Genomic DNA, 17,387 nt, shown 5'->3' with positions numbered 1-17,387 from the left:
CTGAGGTTGCCTGATGTCACTTTTAACTGCTGCCTCCGGCTTGCGCGCCGGGGCCATTCCCTGGTACAGTAAATCCGCTGTCGCAAAATCGGCAGCCGGGCGTAGGAACCCGAGTTACTCAATGGCGACACCAGACGCGCCATGCGTCTTTTTTTGTGTCCAAGCCTCAGTGCACCCATTTTTCGGGCAACGGTTCTGTATCCGTTGCGCCGTCTGCGTAATGGTGGCCCGGGCGGGGCAGCCTTCGGGCTGGCCGGTATCCATTGAGGCCGGTATTCCTACCCCCGTTCGGGCTACCACCCATGAGTGTAGGAACTCCGGTGGTAGCGATAACCGCTACTCTCTGGAGACTGCCATCATGGCTACGGTCCTTAATTCCCCATACCCTCAGTTTGTTTTCGTCTTTGCCGCCGTGCGCCGCTGCGAGCGCCAGCAGCATATTCATATGCTCCGCACCGTTGCCGCCGATGAGCGCGCCGCCCGCCTTTTGCTGGCCCGCGACTACGTGCTGTCCTTTGCCGCCCGCCTGCCGGTCCGGGAGGTGCGCGCATGACTCACGCCACGATTTCTCACGCCGACCTGGTACGCCTTGAGCACCTGCGTAACGCCGGGCGCTTCGTCAGCGACATGACCGCCTTTCAGGAGTGCCACGAACTGCCGCAGCCCGCTCAGCGCGCGCAGCTGGCTTCGCTGGTCTTTCTCATCACCGAGCAGCTGGATGACGTGGTGACGCGCTGCCAGAACAACTGGATGAACGCGGAGGATGAATCATGAAAGACCGCACCCTTTCGCCTGAACTGCGCGCCGCGCTTTCTCGCCGCGCCGTCGCCTGCGCGTGGCTGACCGTCTGCCGCGAGCAGCAGCGCTACCCCGGCCTGACGCTGGCGCGCCTTGAGCACATTATCGAAACCGAGCTGGAGGGCTTTTACCTGCGCCAGCACGGACGCCTGCGCGGTCAGGAAATTGCCTGCGCGCTGCTGGACGACCTGCTGTCCACCGGGCCGCTGAAGTCGGCCCCGCGCCTGAGCTTTCTCGGCCAGGTAATGATGGATGAACTCTGCGGGCGCATGACAGACGCCCCGGTGCTGCACTGAGGGAGAACAGAACGATGAAAATGACCGTATCAGAGGCGGCCACTGCTGCGCGGGGCCACTGGCCCCGCATTCTGCCCGCGCTGGGCGTGAAGGTAATCAAAAACCGCCACATGCCGTGCCCGGTCTGTCAGGGAACGGACCGCTTTCGCTTCGACGATAAGGACGGTCGCGGCACGTGGATTTGTAATCAGTGCGGAGCCGGTGACGGCATGGACCTGGTGAAAAAGGCGCTCAGCATTACGTTCAGAGAGGCCGCCGCGCGCGTAAACGACCTGACCGGCAACCTGCCGCCGGTAGCGGCCGGCAACAGTACCGCAGCCGGTCCCGAAACGGACGAGGCATCCCGCGCCGCAGCGGCTGCACTGGCGCAGCAGCTGGTCAGCACGGCAAAGGAAGCGGCGGGCAACGCCTATCTGTCCCGGAAGGGGCTGCCAGAGCAGGCGTGCCTTACGCTTTCAAAGGCGCATAAGGTGGCGTTAACGACCTACCGCACCGGCGATGTGGTTGTGCCCCTGCACGACATGAGCGGCCGGCTGGTTAACGTGCAGCTCATCAATGCCAGCGGAGAGAAGCGCACGCTCAAGGGCGGCCAGGTGAAAGGCGCCTGCCACGTTCTCAGCAGCGCTAAGCCTGCAAAGCGCATCTGGCTCGCAGAGGGCTACGCGACCGGCCTGACGGTGCACAACCTGACCGGTGATGAGGTGTGGGTTGCGCTCTCATCGGGCAACCTCCTTTCTCTGGCTGGCCTTGCCCGGGAAAAGCACGCCACGCTGCAGCTGATGATTGCCGCCGACCGCGACCTTAACGGCAACGGTCAGGACAAGGCGAAGAAGGCCGCTGATGTCAGTAACGCCGTCGTCGCGCTGCCGCCCGTGTTCGGCGACTGGAACGACGCCTTTGTGCAGCACGGCGACGTCCCGACAAAGCAGGCGCTTGCTGAGGCCGCCGCGCCCGCCACCGCCTGCCCGTTTGACGTGATGAGCGAAGCGGAGTTTTCGGCGATGAGCGCCAGCGAAAAAGCGGAGCGCGTTGCTGAGCACTACCGCAATGCGCTGGCGGTGGATGCCAGCGGCGAAATCCTGTCACGCTATAAGGCGGGCGCGTGGAAGGTCATTTCGGGTAAGCAGTTTGAGCGCGACGTAGCGAAACTGTTCCAGCGGCTGCGCGCGCCGTTCTCGGCGGGCAAGATTTCAGGCGTGGTGGATACGCTGAAGCTGATGCTGCCGCAGCAGTCCGACCCGGCGCGCCGCCTGATAGGTTTCCGCAACGGCGTACTGGACACGCGCACCGGCAGCTTCAGCCCGCACAGCAAACGCTTCTGGCTGCGCACGGTCAGCGAGGTGGACTTTACCCCGCCCGTCAAGGGTGAGACGCTGGCGAGCCACGCGCCGCACTTCTGGCAGTGGCTGGACCGCGCGGCCGGACGCGACGCGGCAAAGCGCGATATTATTCTCGCCGCGCTGTTTATGGTGCTGGCAAACCGCTACGACTGGCAGCTGTTTCTGGAGGTCACGGGCCCCGGCGGCAGCGGCAAAAGTATCATGGCCGAAATCGCCACCATGCTGGCCGGAACGGACAACACCACCTCCGCGACCATCGAGACGCTGGAGTCATCGCGCGAGCGCGCGGCGGTGATTGGCTTCTCGCTGATAATTCTGCCCGACCAGGAGAAGTGGAGCGGCGACGGCGCGGGCATTAAAGCGATTACCGGCGGCGACGCGGTATCCGTGGACCCGAAATACCGCGATGCCTACACAACGCACATTCCGGCGGTGATTCTGGCGGTAAACAACAATCCCATGCGCTTCACCGACCGCAGCGGCGGCGTGTCGCGCCGCCGGGTTATTCTGCACTTCCCGGAAATTATCCCGGCAAACGAACGCGACCCACAGCTGAAGGAAAAAATCAGCGGCGAGCTGGCCGTTATCGTGCGCCAGCTGATGCAGCAGTTCAGCCAGCCGCAGGACGCAAGGACGTTGCTTCAGTCGCAGCAGAACTCCGATGAGGCGATGCGCATCAAGCGCGACGCGGATCCGATGGTGGACTTCTGCGGCTATCTGTTCACCACGCCGGAACCTACTTCGCTTTACATGGGGAACGCCAGCATCAGGCCCTTACAGCCGAGACGCTATCTTTACCATGCCTATCTGGCTTACATGGAGGCGAACGGCTACAGGAATCCACTCAGCATGAAGATGTTCAGTCTGTCGCTGGAGAGCATTATGCGCGAGTACGGGCATCATTATCTGAAGCGGCGCACGAAGCTGGGGATGCAGACCAATCTTGATCTGACTGAGGAAAGCAGTTCTGACTGGCTGCCCAAGTGTGATGCCACCTGAAACTCATAATATTTAGAACCGGCGAAAGCCGGTTTTTTTGCGCTCGTTATAGGCGTTAAATTCATCCAGATGCATATAAAAAACACATTCTCTGTTATGCAAGAGAATTTCGCTTGCCACATCTTAAATTAATCGAGTCTGCTATGAGCGGGGTGCGTACATTTAGAGCAGTGCCTCCATTTTAATCTCTTTTGATTGCTATAGGCGACAAGATATATTACTGATGGCAAATTGATATTACTTAGGCTTTCAAGGACGGCCCATGTACATCCAGCACATAGAGATATCTAATTTCCGAAAGCTACTTTCTGTGCGAATTGATTTCGCTAACGAGACCACGCTGCTTGTAGGTGCAAACAACAGCGGCAAATCCTCTGCCATGCTGGCACTACGGAGATTTTTGGTTTCTAAGGCTTCAGCTTTTCGGCTCCAGGATCTGACTCTTTGTCATCTCGCCAAGCTGGATGAGATTGGTAAAGTGTGGGAGAACGCGCCGGAAAACTATGAAATCCCTACAGCCAAGGACTGGGCTGACTGGCTCCCTAGTCTGGATATCTGGGTGTCGGCAGATCAAGGGGAGTTTCATTACATCCGGGATCTCATACCCAACTTTGCGTGGCGCGGGGGGCTAGTGGGAATGCGTTTTCTGCTTGAACCTGATGATATGAATACGCTGTACACTGACTATCGTAAGGAGCGCACGAGGGTTGTAGAGCTTGAGGATGCTCTAGAGATGGAAGAAACACCCGGTAGGCCGCTGAAGCTATGGCCGCAGAGCCTACATGATTACCTGACCCGTCGGCTGGGAGATAAATTCAAAATACGTTGGTACCGCCTAGATCCGCAACAACTTAAAAAGCCTAACAAGTCGACTAGAATGGCGCAAATGCAGCAATTGAGCCCTACTGCCCATCCCTTGGAAAGCAATCCTCTCAGTGGATTAATTCGAGTACATGAAATCAATGCACAGCGGGGATTCGGCGACCATTCTGACGACAAACAGGGAGATTACATTAGACCCAGCGGCGCTCAAAAACTCTCGGAACAACTCAGATCTTATTACTCCCGACACCTTGACCCAGGTGACAGCCCAGATGTCTCAGACCTCGAAGCGTTGCGGGCGATAGAAGCAGCTCAATCGGCATTCGATACGAGGCTTAGTAGCAGCTTCGAACCTGCTATTAGAGAGGTTGAGGGATTGGGCTACCCAGGCCGTAATGACCCACGCATTAAAGTCGCAAGTCGCCTAGCAACAACCGACGGCATGAACCATGAAGCGGCCGTCCTTTTTGAGTTGGATTCAATCCAGGGTGCCCCTGGATCCCCTCCTCTTCATTTACCAGAGACCGCTAACGGGTTAGGATATCAAAACCTGATATCTATGATTTTCCGGCTGATGGGCTTCAGGGACGAGTGGCTGAGAAAAACCAGAGCAGCCAGCACGGAAGTAATAGACCGCGTCGAGCCCATCCACCTCGTGCTCATTGAAGAACCTGAAGCCCACCTTCATGTTCAAGTGCAGCAAGTGTTCGTGCGGCACGCTTACCAAGTTCTATGTCGAGACGCTTTGCTTGAACGCTACCCAAATCTGAAGACTCAGCTTTTGGTGAGCACTCACTCCAGCCATGTAACACATGAAGTGGAGTACCAGAATCTTAGGTATTTCAGGCGACTTCCAGCCGGGATGTATGATATCGGTGTACCGGTGTCGACGGTCTCTAATCTCTCTAACGTGTTCGGTGAAGGAACAAAGACGAAGGAGTTCGTTACCAGGTATCTGCGGGCACAGCATGCAGATATATTCTTCGCCGATGCCGTCATATTGGTAGAGGGTTCAGCAGAGCGAATGATGCTGCCGCATTTTTTGCGAAATAAGTTTCCATTCCTTGACCGCTGCTACATCACAACCCTCGATATCGGTGGCAGTCACGCACACCGATTAAGGCCTTTAATTGACGCCCTTGGCATCCTCACCCTGGTTATTACAGACCTTGATGCAGGGCTTAATAAAGCTGCAAAACCGGTGCAAAGAAACTCAGATCAGATTACGAACAATCCGACATTGCGAAGCTGGATGAAACTGATGCATCTGGGCAGCACAGTGAATGAACTGCTTGAGTTACCAGCGAACCAAAAAGAGCACAAAATCGACGACCTGTACTCTGTACGCATAGCCTATCAAACTCCTATTTCAACCCATCTGCCCGCTACTGGTGAAGAAATACAAGCTCTTCCAAATACCTTTGAAGACAGCTTTGTGCTTAGCAACGCTGGTTACTTTGCGGAAAAGACAAATGGTACTGGTCTGATGAAGGCTTTCGTAAAAGTTTTGAATGAGGCGCAAACATCAGAAGCCGTCGGAGAAGGTTTTTTCAAAGAATTACGCGAAGGAAAGAAAGCAGAGTTTGTGTTGCTTGTTTTGGGCGACAAAGATTTTCCCAGCCTCAAAATCCCTGAATACATCATCGAAGGCCTCAACTGGCTTGAGTCCAAATTGCGAAGCAAGCAAAAAGAGCTTCTGGTAATTCCGCCCGAGGGCGCGGAGGTGACGTCATGAGCGAAGCAGTTGTCGCAGATGCCGACACAATTATGCAGGCTTGTCTGAATCTGGCAGATCCGAAGAGTTTTTTTCTTTACGCAGGAGCGGGCTCAGGAAAAACCCACTCACTCGTCGAGGCTATCCGCGAACTCAAAAGCCGCGAGCGAGAACGCCTGACATTCGAGGGGAGGCGCATTGCGGTGATTACCTATACAAACGCAGCATGCGAGGAGATTCTTCGAAGGCTAGAGTTTGATCCACTCGTGGAAGTCTCAACCATTCACGCGTTCGCATGGCGCCTAATCCAAGGATTCGACAACGAGATCAGAGAGTGGCTAAGGATCAAACTTGCCCAGGACATTGAGAAGATCGAGGGCGAGCTAGCACGCTCGAGAGGCGACAATAAAACATCTCGAGCAAACCGACGGAAGCTACGAAGCAAAATACGCAGACTTGAGACTCTCGACGAGATTACTAAGTTCATCTATAGCCCTACAAGTAACAACAAAGAACGACAAGCACTTAATCACGATGAGGTCATCAAGTTGACCGCAGCATTCGCTCCTAAGCGCCCTTTGTTGGATGTTCTAGTAGACCTCTACCCAGTTGTATTGATTGACGAAAGCCAAGACACCCACGCGCCATTAATGGAGGCTTTTCTGAAAGTCCAGCAATTGGCGCAGACACGCTTCTGCCTTGGGCTACTAGGCGACACCATGCAACAAATTTACAGCCACGGGGTAACGCATCTTGATAAAGCGATACCGGGTGACTGGCGGAAACCTGAAAAGGTCGTTAATCGCCGCTGTCCTCGTAGAGTGGTAGACCTTATCAACGTGATTCGAAGCACCGTAGACAATCATCAGCAGACCCCAAAGCCTGATGCCATTCAAGGTGTAGTGCGCATGTACTGCATTAGTCAAAACCAAGAACAGGCACCAAATCTTGAAGAAGGCATCGCTCATTCAATGGCTGCAATCACCGACGACGGAGAATGGGCTACCGGCCCTAAAGGCCGAAAGACATTGATTCTCGAACATAAGATGGCTGGACGGCGGATGGGGTTCGAAAAGCTGTTTACGCCCCTCTACGCAGTTGAGCACCTTCAAACAGGCTTGTTGGATGGAACCCTGACCGCACTTCGCGTTTTCAGCGAAGGCGTTCTTCCTATCCTTACCGCAAAGGACGATCACTTCCTTCTGCTTGAAGCAGTACGATCTCGTTCCTCCTTGCTCAGCAAGGACGCTATGCAGTCAACAGTGGATCAATCGGCCCACATGCAGCGTATAGAGGACGCGACGCACGCCCTGCTCTCTCTTTTCGAAAGAAACGATCCAACACTGAGCGAAGTTGCAACGCTTCTGTTGCAAACTCAACTGCTTGATGTACCAGAAAATTTGGTTGAGGCAATGGTGTTTGAATCTTCTGGAGAAGCGCCCGATCCTGAAGATACGAACGCGATAACCAATTATGCCTATCAGCTATTTCTTGAGCGCCCATTTTCGGAGCTGGCAGCTTTTACAACTTATACAGATGGCCTTTCACCCTATGGTACGCACCAAGGCGTAAAGGGACTCGAGTTCCCTCGAGTTATGGTTGTCATCAACGATGATGAGGCAGACGGCTTTTTGTTCAGCTACGACAAATTGCTGGGTGTGAAAGAACCAACAAAAACTGATCAAAACAATGAGCGTGATGGCAAGGACCACGCACTGGCTCGTACTCGCAGGCTTCTCTACGTAACGTGTAGTCGTGCTGAAAATAGCTTAGCGATTGTCGTATACACACCTCAGCCGGCACTGGTCAAGCGAAACGTTGTTGCTGCTGGCTGGCTCCAAGAGAGCGAGATCGAAATCCTATGAAGTTTTTTCTTGGTCTGATTAGCTCCTGACTTTGAAGATGTTGCAAACGTACGCTTCTGGCATAGAGCGACATGCGCGCTTGGCAAGGTCTGCTATGAGCGAGGAGCAGACGTTCGCAGTTGTTCTCACAATGTTAAGAGTATTAATTACATCGTGGTGTCTTGATCTGCACGGAGGAGGTCAGTCGCCCTGCATGTTGGTTAATTGATGTTGTAAGTTCATGCACAATGACCAGTGCTCATTAACAGGCACAACAGCTCGTGAACGCTGCTCTATAGGCAATTGTGGCTGGGTCCACAGGAAAGGATAAAATGAGTAAACCGCGTCACCATTCATTTCAGATGTTTCTTCACGCCAGCCTTTCCAGCGTACGCTTTGATAGAATCGATCCAAATTGCCACAGAGAACCCAGTGCAGAAAACCTGAATAATTAGTATCAAGGCTCTCCCATTCCAGAGAATCCGGTGCGAAATAATATACGCCGCCTCGATCTTCACCGAATTCACCACCGTTAAGTGCAAAAAAGCCTCCCGATACATCATCAGCAACCAAGAGCGCCTGAAATACCCGGCCTGTTGTTACCGATTTCGTCCAGGAAGCAGGAGCTCGTGCCAGCTTGGGATGACCAGAGCCTAAAATCCGCAACCAGCCATTATCAACCAAGATGCCTCCCGTTTCGTATAACACAGCGCCTAACGTGGAGAGCGTTGTAACCTGAAGCTGATGTAAGGTAGATCTTGCGAGCGTCGGGTCACAAGGAAGCACTTCATAATTATTGTTCGCTTCTTTCAGCCATTGCTGCACCATAAGCCAGCCAGAGCTTTGCTGATCAATTAATTCAGTCAGTTCCCTCATGCATTATCCTTTACCACACTTCGCATCTTTAGCTTATATATCGGACGACTAGCCGATAACCTGAATATGGTCACTTACATGCTTCTTTAGATAAACATAGCATTAGGTTAGCAATGTCCGCTTCTGGCACTAAGCGGGCAGTTTGACTATTACAAAGGTCCGTTATGAGCGAGGAGCGGACTGTCCGGCTGGCAATTGCGACGTTCAGTCACAGGAGGTAAGAGAACGCCGTTTGAATAGCAATAATCTGCTCTTGATTATTTATTCTACAGGGGCGTGGACAAAACAGAGCTTATTCCCTTCTGGGTCCCGACAATAAGCCGCATAAAAGTCAGAAGCATATTCTCTGAAACCGGGTTTACCCTCGTCGGTTCCCCCCATTTTTATAGAGAGGCGCCAAATCTCCTGAACCTCTTCCCGAGAAGCGACTAAAAAACTGACTTGCACACCGTTGCCCCAGGTTGAAGGAAGGCCATTTTCAGGCACTTGCACGTAAAACTGAGGCCATCGTTTATCAGGATATTTCCAGCCAACCCCTTTAGCCTGACCGCCATTACCCTCTGGCATCTGTTCAAAGCCTAACTTCGTAAGCAGAGCTTCATAGAAAGCAACTAATGCGTTGAGATCTCTTGCGCCAACGTGAACATGACTAAACATCACCGATTCTCCTGAACGAAATGAAAAATTCTAACGTAGTCCGTTCATGTTGTAGTTCAAGGCAGAAAGAGAATCAGGCAGTAGCATGAGGTTAGTATGTCCGCTTCTGGCACTAAGCGGGCAGTTTGACTATTACAAAGGTCCGTTATGAGCGAAAAGCGGACGTTGTATTATTGGTATCATTGAACTCTTCGGGCATTCCACTCATCGCGGGTGATTTCCCAAAGCTCAGAATCCAGAAGACCGCTGACATACTCCTTCTTAACAGTTTTGATAAGCCGCATTCCGCTACTGACTGAAATACGCTGAGAGCGGCTGTTAATGGCTGCTTTAGGTGCGCGCATTACCGGCTTATTCAACACATTGAACCAGTAATCTGTAGCCGCAATACTAGCCTCACGCATAAAGCCTTGACCCTGATATTCTGGTGCCAGCCAGAACCCGCGGTTGTTATCTTCTTCATCGTAAAAGCATATCAAGCCCATGACTTTGTCTGGTATCTCACGCTTTCTGATAGTCCAGAACCATGCAATTCCTTTCGCCATGTCAGGCAGAGCAACGTTATTGACGTAATTCTCTGCACCATTCTCTGGATAAGGCCAAGGAACCGATGCCACCATATAACGGACTATTTCCCAGCGGGGATAAAGCTTCTGGATCTGCTGAGCATCTTCGGCAACTAACGGTTTTAATAACAACCGATCTGTTGTAAGCGTGGGGATTCGCATGGGCAATTATCCTTGCAGGTTAATAAATTCCTAGTCAGGTTTTGTTTACCTTACGAAAAATATCCGCATACAGTCATCTATTAAATCATGCAAAGATGGTATTACGGCTTCAACGTCCGCTTTTGGCACAGAGCGGACATTGATGGCAGTAGGAAGTATGAGAGTGCCATTGTCATACTGGACACAATCATAATACTGTCCAGACTATGCAGATTGAAATCACTGGAAGAATCATGGATATCCAACTCACAAGCGTCACCCCGGACAGCCTAGGATTTGCTGAGTTAAGATCGCAGAGCATGGCCGAAGGATTTAACATGTTACGCCGACTGGAAGATAACTGGCTTAGCGGACACAACCGCTTTGATAGACCCGGAGAAAAACTAATTGGGGCTTCTGTAGAGGGATTAATCGTTGGCGTTTGTGGACTCAACATCGACCCGTTTACGCTAAAAACTGGCATCGGACGTCTGCGACATCTCTATGTAGACTCAGGATGGAGAAAAAGGCAGGTTGGCAGCGCCCTGCTCAGTGAGATACTTAAGGATTCTGGCCACTGGTTTGATTTTATCAACACAAACGCTCCTCCATCAGCATTCACTTTCTACGAACGAGCTGGCTTTGTTGCTTTAACTGGCATAGAAAAAGTCACGCACTATCTATGCCTCAGAGACCCAGCGCGTTGATACAGTCACCTCCTGAATAGACCGCATATTCTGTCCGGTAAACCGCTTTTCAGGAACGCCTGTCGGGATACAGCACTGACGTAACCAAACCACTTTCAGGCAAATCATAGCCATTACAGTTAAATCCGCGCCGCCCTGGACACGCTGCTTTTCTGACCAAGCATGCAGAACGGCGGCTGAAACATTTTCAGGAAATCAAAGGAACTGGCTGGCAGCTTTGAGCGAAAAGCGGACATTCATACCGTAATAAATCAAAGCAGCTGACAGGCACAATCACTGACGTTTTGTGTCAGTCGGTCTGTGCAACATGAAAGCCTCTGGCAGTATCCCGCTCATTACGCCGTCCCGGTCTATCATTGCATGCTTGAGGGCAATCAGGATATGTCCGGCGATGACAACCAGCCTAGCGCCATTGTGCTGGCTTTATGTATTAGCTTTTCGCCATGGCATTCGAGTTCATTCATGGCATGCTTCATTAGATACCGAACACGTTCACACCGAACCCGAGATCAGGTCCCACCTCACGCAGGAGCGAAGAGTCGGACGTCATGTCCGAGCGCAGATTGAGTGCGGAGACAGTGACCGCGACGAGCGCCATGGGCCGCCTAGCCCAGAGCGGATAACGAACGAAGCCGGTATCGCACGCCAGCCTCATCTCAGAAGTCCCAGCCGCCCCGTAACCTGATTCACTTGCGCTCGCGGTCCATGGATCGCGAGGCCAAGGGGACGACTCGACTTGTCAGGGTCCTGGAGAGTATTTGTGTAGGACGTGTAATCCCTCGATGCGACGGCGGCGTCGGACACGTCCAGTACAGTAAGTCCTCTGATCTGAAGTACCTGTTCGTAGATCGAACGCAGGGTTTCGCGATCAGCTACCAGGACGGGCAGTCCCACCATGCTCATACCCCGATGAGCTACGCCATTCGCATCAACGACATCCGGACCTACGATTCCCTGCACATGATAGCCGATACTTACGCCGAGAAGCCCGATTACATTTGCGGCAACCCCGCGTTCGAGTTCGCCTTCAACCACTATAACCATCTTGTCTGTCATAAAACCGCACCTCTGCCTCATGAATCAAAATAAAATTGTTGCATATTCTGTTTAATGCGTCAAAAATCGAATTTTATTCACAATATAGGCTGCGGAATGGAATTTGACGAAATAGATCAGACGATATTAGAGCGATTGCAGAAAAATGCTCGGCTCACAAACCGGCAGCTTGCCCGTGAACTAGGGATCGCTGAGTCGACCTGCCTTGCGCGCGTCAGCTCTCTTGAGGGTAAAGGCGTCATTTCAGGATTTCATGCCGCTGTTGATTTCAGGAAAATCGGGCGCGGTGTGCAGGCACATGTCTCGATCAAAATCAGGCCACAGGCGCTGCCAAAGGCGTCCCTGTTTTGTGATGACATAGCGGATTTACCGGATGTCGTAGCCATCTACATGGTAACGGGCGCGGCGGATCTGATCGCGCATGTCGCGGTAGCGTCAACCGACGCCCTCAGGGATTTCGTGCTTAATCTGGCACGAAGAGAGGAAATCGCCGACATCCGGACCTCAATCATTTACCTGAGCCGGCGAGCAAGCTTCCTGTCGGTTTCGGACGACTGACCGCAGGACCTTTTACACATCTGAGACCTGACGCACTGGCACCAACTGGTGAGCTAACTGACGGACACTGGCGTAAAAGTTATGAGCAGATACCTGCTGGCCTGAGTCAGCAGAGTTACGGGACTTAAGGTGTCCTGAGCAGTTTATATGTCCGCTTTTGGCACTGAGCGGACTGTCACGCAGAGTTAATCTCACATGCTCCCGGTGGTGGGAGGTGCTCATACCATTATTTGTAAGCTCGACTTTGTGCTCGCTCGTCAGCAGGCAAGCCGTTGTCGCGGCGCGGCGCGGCGCGGCGCGGCGCGGCAGATTTTGTTTCAAAGAGAAAGTGGCTTCTCAAGAATAAAGATCTAATTACTATTACTAAGTAGCCCCGATATTGTTTTAGGCGCTATATTCAAGTCATAGTGAAAATATAAATGACTGTTTTAAGCGAGTAGCTGACTAATCTGTAAACACAGTAAGGGACTTATGATGAAATCATTTACAGAAATGTTTCCTATTTGATGGAGCTTATCGGACCTGTTTAGCTGAGACTTTACTTCTTACTGTAGCTATGGGACAGAAAACGTATAATGAACGCAAGTTGTGATCGTACTGGCTTCCACTTTTACCCCTATGGCAGTAATATAATGAAACATAAACCAGTATTGGTACAACAACTGGCTGAAGATCCTTGGACTTACCTGCTCAACAAGAGAACCCTGCATTATTTTAACGTTAACTAATGGAGAAGCACGTGGTAATCACTGTTTATTCAAATAAAATTAAAATAGAGTTGAACAAAGAGCAATTAGAAAGATTATATCTTAAAAATGTGTCAGGTAACTTAGATAGTTTTCGAGGATTAGTACATGAAGATGCAAAATGCCCTGTTTTCAACGTGAAATGCGCATATTATGTATCGGAAGGCTATTCGAAGATAACTGGTGAAAAAGTTAAGTAGGTGTTTTTTTGCACTTAAGGATAAGTCATGATCATATAAAACCAATTAGCTTGTTTGTTTCTTCAAATTACACAGTTACGTACTGAGGTGGTATATGTCAATTATACAAATAAGGAAGTATCTTAATGGTTTCCCGTTATTCTCCATGGATTATAATAAATTAAAAATTGGGTCAGGTGAAAAAATAATTATTTCTGACATATGGGCTTTTTGGGACTATATCTTGAAACGTTACATCGAGAAAACAACCAAAACGACTACTGATAAACTAAAAAAAGAAAAAGTCCTATTTTCTTTTCTAGAGCAGGCAAAAAACTTTTACGAGTCAGCAGAAAATAGCCCGGTAAAATCCCAGCCGTTATTATATTACTATGCATTTCTTAACCTCTCAAAAATCGCAATAAACATTTCTAGGTCGGACAATATTTTATTTAAGGGATATACACATGGTATTTCTGAAGATTATCAGAGTGAATTTTCTAAATCGAGCGTAACCATAAAAACAAGTAATAACGGTGATATTCAAGTTGCCCATGAGATGTTGCGTCTTTTTGATTTATCGAAAGCTCCGCCCTATAATTTTGGACCGAAAAATTTAAATATCAGAGATATACTATCACATTGCATAGGCATACACAGGTCATATAGTGAAATATATAAAAAACCGGAGTTTTTTATTAAAATCATTGACCACACATTATTTAGAAAAGGTAAAACATTATATTTCCGTGGAGACTTGGGGTGCTTAAGTGAGACAGATGCAGAAAAATTAGTTAAGGCTGGATATAACATCATAAAGTTTGAGGATGATATCTGCTATTCACCAAGCATACAAAATGGTTCTAATGTTCATTGGAGTTTAGATACCGGGGTAATTTACCCAAACTTTAAAAATGGACATTATTATTACTTTTGTTCAATCACTATGCGCTATTCTAAAGATCCTACTCACTCAGAATATTACAACCTTTCCAAGGAGATAAGAAAAGATGGAGTTTGGTACTACATTGGCTCAAATGGTTATACACTTTATATATCGAAATGTATGGACCCGTCATTCAGATATAGTCAGGAATCCATCATTTATATGATGATGTTTTATCTTGGCTCTATCACAAGATATCGCCCACACCTCTTTGATAGCTTGTTTTCAAATAAAGAACAATGGTTGGTGAGTGAATTTTTGAAAACACAACCTAAGCAATATCTATATTTATTAACAGCTCAAATTTTAGGACAACAAGTGACAAAGGCATACGCGATGTTCTAATTTATAGTGATTTTAATTACAAGCTGTTCTTTTCTTCCTGGACAGCTTAATTTCAATAAGCAATCACTAAATAAATTGCAAACACCTCAGATTATTTTAGAACTCTGATCTAAGCCGCTGTAGCGATTGTGATTTCCGCTTTTGGCACAGAGCAAACAAGATACTCGCTCTAAAGGTCCGCGATAAGCGATAAGCGATAAGCGATAAGCGATAAGCGATAAGCGAACATTAGCAGTACTGGAGTATCGTTCTCAAGGTGTCCCATCAATAAAAAATTATGAATCGGCATGGGGATAATCTAGATATTTCCTTGCCAGTTTGAGCACGCTAGTAAGGCTCCCCCCATGTAGCCAATGTATCAGAGGTCGGGTCAATACCTTTCTGAACATATAAATCTGAACCAATATCTTCTAATAGCCTGTTCCGCAGCGAATAATCAATCCGGCCAAGTAGGGATATATTGTCAATATGATCTGAACCACACTTGCAGTCTTCTTCATGAATAACACGCTTCCAATAGCCGTTATCATCGATTCGATAGTGCATCCCAAAGAAGCGCCCAATACCCATAATGCGCAAACCCGGATGATCAATACCATATTCAAATACACATACAATATTTACAGGCATTTTTACTATTCCCACGCCCTTCCCATATTTTGTACCCATACCATGGTAAACAAGCCCATCAAGTTCAATTGATATCTCATTATATTTTTCTAGCAGCTTGTTGATTTCTGGAAGAGTAAAACAAGGATCACTTGCACCATGATATAGGGCTCCCCCACATAGAATCTGAACTATTTGTGAAGTGATAATTGTCTGACAGTCTGGAGGCGGGGGAAGGTCCCTAGTCCAAAAGGGTCTATACATTGCGCTACTTGAAGGCATGTGCTTTTGAAGGTGACAAGCATACTCAGGTAACTCCAATGATCTCTTGAATGCCTCAAGCCCTTCATTCGAAAGATGTCGCATCTTCACCCATGGCATTGATAAAAGTTCACGATACACAGGATCCTCAGATGGGTCTGGAAATAGCCAGCCAGCACTATACCCCTCCGCAAATTTACGCAGGACTTCTGCTGGAGCGCTGATATGACAAATAATACAGTCTCCGTCTAATCCTTCCCGAACTAAAGGCCCAACCATGTACGCATCCTGTCGTACATACCTCGGAGCGCCATGATCTGTCGCAATTTCGGATAGATGAACAGCCTGAAGTTCGTATTGCCTTAGTAACTTCTGGCTTATTAGGTAAAGGTGGCCAATGTCTTCGGATGGAACAAACCAAGCATTCAGAGTACGCAGCCAAACAGGATCTTCAAAGCAATCCTCTACCAAATTAACCACATATTTAGAATCAAACTTATTACATGCTAACCAAGCAGCGACACGCGGATCTCCACTAGCATCAAGGAAAAAGGAACGAAAGCCATAATGCTGAAGGATTGCTTGGTTGGTTGCACTATCGCCGGTATCATTCCAGCCGCGTACTAAGTGTTGTAAGGCTTTCTTTGCATAATATGTCCATATAATCATCAGGTCGGGTATGCATCCATGACGCTGAAATGACGTAGGCATTGAGGGTGACCCATCTGAAGAGAGGTAATGATGAGTCTGTCCTCTGTAGAGAACTCCTGGCCCATATTGTTTAATAGTTAACTTGAGTTCTTCGAGCGTCTCGCAGTGACAATGTTCCATCCCACCTCCCCGTTCGTATTAATCAAGGGACTTATAGCCCCATTAATTAGTCTACGTTCCAACTTTTTAATGGACAAATAAATGCTTTCGACCCAAATTCAGTGTGCCATTACATTCATTCATCCTTAAGTTGAACGGTATCTATTCGTCTACCATCATCTTTTGATAGGTACAACCTCGTCTGATAGAAGCCTCTTGGATTGTCAATTTTGGGCCCAACTCAATCTGTAGCGCGTGCATTCTCAGACCAAAGAAATCAAAATGCTGAAGATCTGTCTTTAACTCGTCAATGAATACGGATTTATAAGCATTTGCATCAAATCCCTGGAACATTACTCCAGCATTATCCAATGCGGTAAAAACTCTTGAAACTGCAGAATTGAATATCGGCAATAAGTCCAAATACACTTGCTTTGTGGGATATCGATCTTTTTTTGTTTTTTCCCACACTTTTTCGAAGGCAAGACTATTTTCCAAAGAGACGAATCTGGCTAATGCATTTGCTTTACCCATTGGGTTTAAGTAGCCCGATATATAACGTGGATCTAAGCGACTGTACACATCTTCTAACTTTATCAGATGCATCATCGGAGGGGGGTTACCGCCTGTCGTTCGATGCCTAGCAATTAAATATTCAGCCCCAATTAGGCGCTCTGGCTCCCCATCCAACCAAATAGTCTGGAGAAAACTATGAAACAGAGGATGATCACGGTGATGAAGAGCATTTCGAATAGAAATTAGGAGACTTGTATCAGGATGTTCATGAAAGTCAAACATTGCCTGTGATACATCATATAACGTATGAAAACCCTCAAGAATTTGCTCGAATGCTCGATCAAGGTTGTGGATAGCCTCTTCGTGGTCGATTGCTGCCAATTCTCGATATTTAGAGAAGGCTTCCCCATAGAGTCGCATGTTGTTAGCAAAACGCCCAAGAGCATTAGTAATAATTGATACATCGCCCATATAAGCCCTCAGCCTAGGAGTGTTTATTAACTATCATTGTGAGCCTTTGATTGGATTGAACAATTCTATAGTGGTGCACTGAACTTAGCTATCAAATCAGAGCTGGGGAATGCCCGCTTTTGGCACTAAG

Annotated in this window: 15 protein-coding genes; 9 read left to right on the top strand and 6 right to left on the bottom strand. The window is 49.0% G+C overall.

All coding sequences use genetic code 11. The features are described from left to right. Positions 1 to 13: 13 nt before the first annotated feature. From CRO19_RS14100 to CRO19_RS14075, 6 genes are all read left to right on the top strand, one after another. Positions 14 to 553, top strand: coding sequence for a host cell division inhibitor Icd-like protein (locus tag CRO19_RS14100; RefSeq protein WP_097096378.1), 540 nt, complete (start codon positions 14 to 16; stop codon positions 551 to 553). After that, positions 550 to 774, top strand: coding sequence for a hypothetical protein (locus CRO19_RS14095; RefSeq protein WP_097096377.1), 225 nt, complete (start codon positions 550 to 552; stop codon positions 772 to 774). The genes CRO19_RS14100 and CRO19_RS14095 overlap by 4 nt, the downstream gene beginning before the upstream one ends. Continuing rightward, on the top strand, positions 771 to 1,094 hold the full coding sequence (locus CRO19_RS14090) for a DUF5375 domain-containing protein (protein ID WP_097096376.1): 324 nt from the start codon (positions 771 to 773) through the stop codon (positions 1,092 to 1,094). Before CRO19_RS14095 ends, CRO19_RS14090 begins: the two co-directional genes overlap by 4 nt. Positions 1,095 to 1,108: 14 nt before the next feature. After that, positions 1,109 to 3,433 (top strand): phage/plasmid primase, P4 family, encoded by a 2,325-nt coding sequence (locus tag CRO19_RS14085; RefSeq protein WP_097096375.1) that lies wholly within the window; start codon positions 1,109 to 1,111, stop codon positions 3,431 to 3,433. 262 nt (positions 3,434 to 3,695) lie between these two features. Next, positions 3,696 to 5,990 (top strand): AAA family ATPase, encoded by a 2,295-nt coding sequence (locus tag CRO19_RS14080; RefSeq protein ID WP_097096374.1) that lies wholly within the window; start codon positions 3,696 to 3,698, stop codon positions 5,988 to 5,990. Next, positions 5,987 to 7,834 carry a UvrD-helicase domain-containing protein gene (locus tag CRO19_RS14075; protein ID WP_097096373.1) on the top strand — a complete coding sequence of 616 codons (1,848 nt, stop codon included), beginning with the start codon at positions 5,987 to 5,989 and terminating at the stop codon, positions 7,832 to 7,834. The genes CRO19_RS14080 and CRO19_RS14075 overlap by 4 nt, the downstream gene beginning before the upstream one ends. Positions 7,835 to 8,014: 180 nt before the next feature. Here the strand turns inward: CRO19_RS14075 and CRO19_RS14070 are convergent, their stop codons facing one another. The 3 genes from CRO19_RS14070 to CRO19_RS14060 all read right to left on the bottom strand — a co-directional run bounded on the left by CRO19_RS14070 (position 8,015) and on the right by CRO19_RS14060 (position 10,074). Continuing rightward, positions 8,015 to 8,689, bottom strand: a complete 675-nt coding sequence (locus tag CRO19_RS14070) for a DUF2625 domain-containing protein (protein WP_097096372.1) — start codon at positions 8,687 to 8,689, stop codon at positions 8,015 to 8,017. A gap of 261 nt (positions 8,690 to 8,950) precedes the next feature. Next, positions 8,951 to 9,346, bottom strand: a complete 396-nt coding sequence (locus CRO19_RS14065; RefSeq protein ID WP_097096371.1) for a VOC family protein — start codon at positions 9,344 to 9,346, stop codon at positions 8,951 to 8,953. A 179-nt stretch (positions 9,347 to 9,525) separates the two neighbouring features. Then, positions 9,526 to 10,074 carry a GNAT family N-acetyltransferase gene (locus CRO19_RS14060; RefSeq protein WP_072927197.1) on the bottom strand — a complete coding sequence of 183 codons (549 nt, stop codon included), beginning with the start codon at positions 10,072 to 10,074 and terminating at the stop codon, positions 9,526 to 9,528. 233 nt (positions 10,075 to 10,307) lie between these two features. Between CRO19_RS14060 and CRO19_RS14055 the strand changes: the two genes are divergently transcribed. Beyond that, the gene (locus CRO19_RS14055; RefSeq protein ID WP_097096370.1) at positions 10,308 to 10,760 is read left to right on the top strand and encodes a GNAT family N-acetyltransferase; all 453 of its coding nucleotides are present in this window, start codon (positions 10,308 to 10,310) and stop codon (positions 10,758 to 10,760) included. A gap of 651 nt (positions 10,761 to 11,411) precedes the next feature. Here CRO19_RS14055 and CRO19_RS14045 read toward each other — a convergent pair. Beyond that, positions 11,412 to 11,816: a DUF2000 domain-containing protein gene (locus CRO19_RS14045; protein WP_176519155.1), complete on the bottom strand. Its 405-nt coding sequence runs from the start codon at positions 11,814 to 11,816 to the stop codon at positions 11,412 to 11,414. Between the two features lie 96 nt (positions 11,817 to 11,912). Here CRO19_RS14045 and CRO19_RS14040 point away from each other — a divergent pair, with 96 nt between their 5' ends. Beyond that, a complete protein-coding gene (locus tag CRO19_RS14040) occupies positions 11,913 to 12,374 on the top strand; it encodes an Lrp/AsnC family transcriptional regulator (RefSeq protein WP_097097662.1) in 462 nt (153 codons plus the stop codon). Between the two features lie 1,040 nt (positions 12,375 to 13,414). Further along, the gene (locus CRO19_RS14035; protein ID WP_097096367.1) at positions 13,415 to 14,590 is read left to right on the top strand and encodes a YaaC family protein; all 1,176 of its coding nucleotides are present in this window, start codon (positions 13,415 to 13,417) and stop codon (positions 14,588 to 14,590) included. A gap of 327 nt (positions 14,591 to 14,917) precedes the next feature. Here the strand turns inward: CRO19_RS14035 and CRO19_RS14030 are convergent, their stop codons facing one another. Both CRO19_RS14030 and CRO19_RS14025 read right to left on the bottom strand, forming a co-directional pair. Next, entirely contained in the window at positions 14,918 to 16,129 is a 1,212-nt protein-coding gene (locus CRO19_RS14030) for a hypothetical protein (protein WP_320204486.1), read from the bottom strand. A gap of 303 nt (positions 16,130 to 16,432) precedes the next feature. After that, entirely contained in the window at positions 16,433 to 17,257 is an 825-nt protein-coding gene (locus CRO19_RS14025) for a hypothetical protein (RefSeq protein ID WP_097096365.1), read from the bottom strand. Positions 17,258 to 17,387: the final 130 nt, after the last annotated feature.

The organism is Candidatus Pantoea floridensis (assembly GCF_900215435.1).
In the GTDB taxonomy this organism is placed as follows: domain Bacteria; phylum Pseudomonadota; class Gammaproteobacteria; order Enterobacterales; family Enterobacteriaceae; genus Pantoea; species Pantoea floridensis.
Note: the sequence above shows the minus strand (reverse complement) of the source record. Positions and strands in the feature narration are given on the sequence as shown.

Excerpts from the sequence above, each read along its gene's own strand:
- CRO19_RS14080 (WP_097096374.1), top strand. The coding sequence starts at position 3,696 with ATGTACATCCAGCACATAGAGATATCTAATTTCCGAAAGCTACTTTCT.
- CRO19_RS14025 (WP_097096365.1), bottom strand. The coding sequence starts at position 17,257 with ATGGGCGATGTATCAATTATTACTAATGCTCTTGGGCGTTTTGCTAAC.
- CRO19_RS14095 (WP_097096377.1), top strand. The coding sequence starts at position 550 with ATGACTCACGCCACGATTTCTCACGCCGACCTGGTACGCCTTGAGCAC.
- CRO19_RS14030 (WP_320204486.1), bottom strand. The coding sequence starts at position 16,129 with ATGATTATATGGACATATTATGCAAAGAAAGCCTTACAACACTTAGTA.
- CRO19_RS14040 (WP_097097662.1), top strand. The coding sequence starts at position 11,913 with ATGGAATTTGACGAAATAGATCAGACGATATTAGAGCGATTGCAGAAA.
- CRO19_RS14065 (WP_097096371.1), bottom strand. The coding sequence starts at position 9,346 with ATGTTTAGTCATGTTCACGTTGGCGCAAGAGATCTCAACGCATTAGTT.
- CRO19_RS14045 (WP_176519155.1), bottom strand. The coding sequence starts at position 11,816 with ATGACAGACAAGATGGTTATAGTGGTTGAAGGCGAACTCGAACGCGGG.
- CRO19_RS14075 (WP_097096373.1), top strand. The coding sequence starts at position 5,987 with ATGAGCGAAGCAGTTGTCGCAGATGCCGACACAATTATGCAGGCTTGT.
- CRO19_RS14055 (WP_097096370.1), top strand. The coding sequence starts at position 10,308 with ATGGATATCCAACTCACAAGCGTCACCCCGGACAGCCTAGGATTTGCT.
- CRO19_RS14060 (WP_072927197.1), bottom strand. The coding sequence starts at position 10,074 with ATGCGAATCCCCACGCTTACAACAGATCGGTTGTTATTAAAACCGTTA.
- CRO19_RS14085 (WP_097096375.1), top strand. The coding sequence starts at position 1,109 with ATGAAAATGACCGTATCAGAGGCGGCCACTGCTGCGCGGGGCCACTGG.
- CRO19_RS14090 (WP_097096376.1), top strand. The coding sequence starts at position 771 with ATGAAAGACCGCACCCTTTCGCCTGAACTGCGCGCCGCGCTTTCTCGC.
- CRO19_RS14070 (WP_097096372.1), bottom strand. The coding sequence starts at position 8,689 with ATGAGGGAACTGACTGAATTAATTGATCAGCAAAGCTCTGGCTGGCTT.
- CRO19_RS14035 (WP_097096367.1), top strand. The coding sequence starts at position 13,415 with ATGTCAATTATACAAATAAGGAAGTATCTTAATGGTTTCCCGTTATTC.
- CRO19_RS14100 (WP_097096378.1), top strand. The coding sequence starts at position 14 with ATGTCACTTTTAACTGCTGCCTCCGGCTTGCGCGCCGGGGCCATTCCC.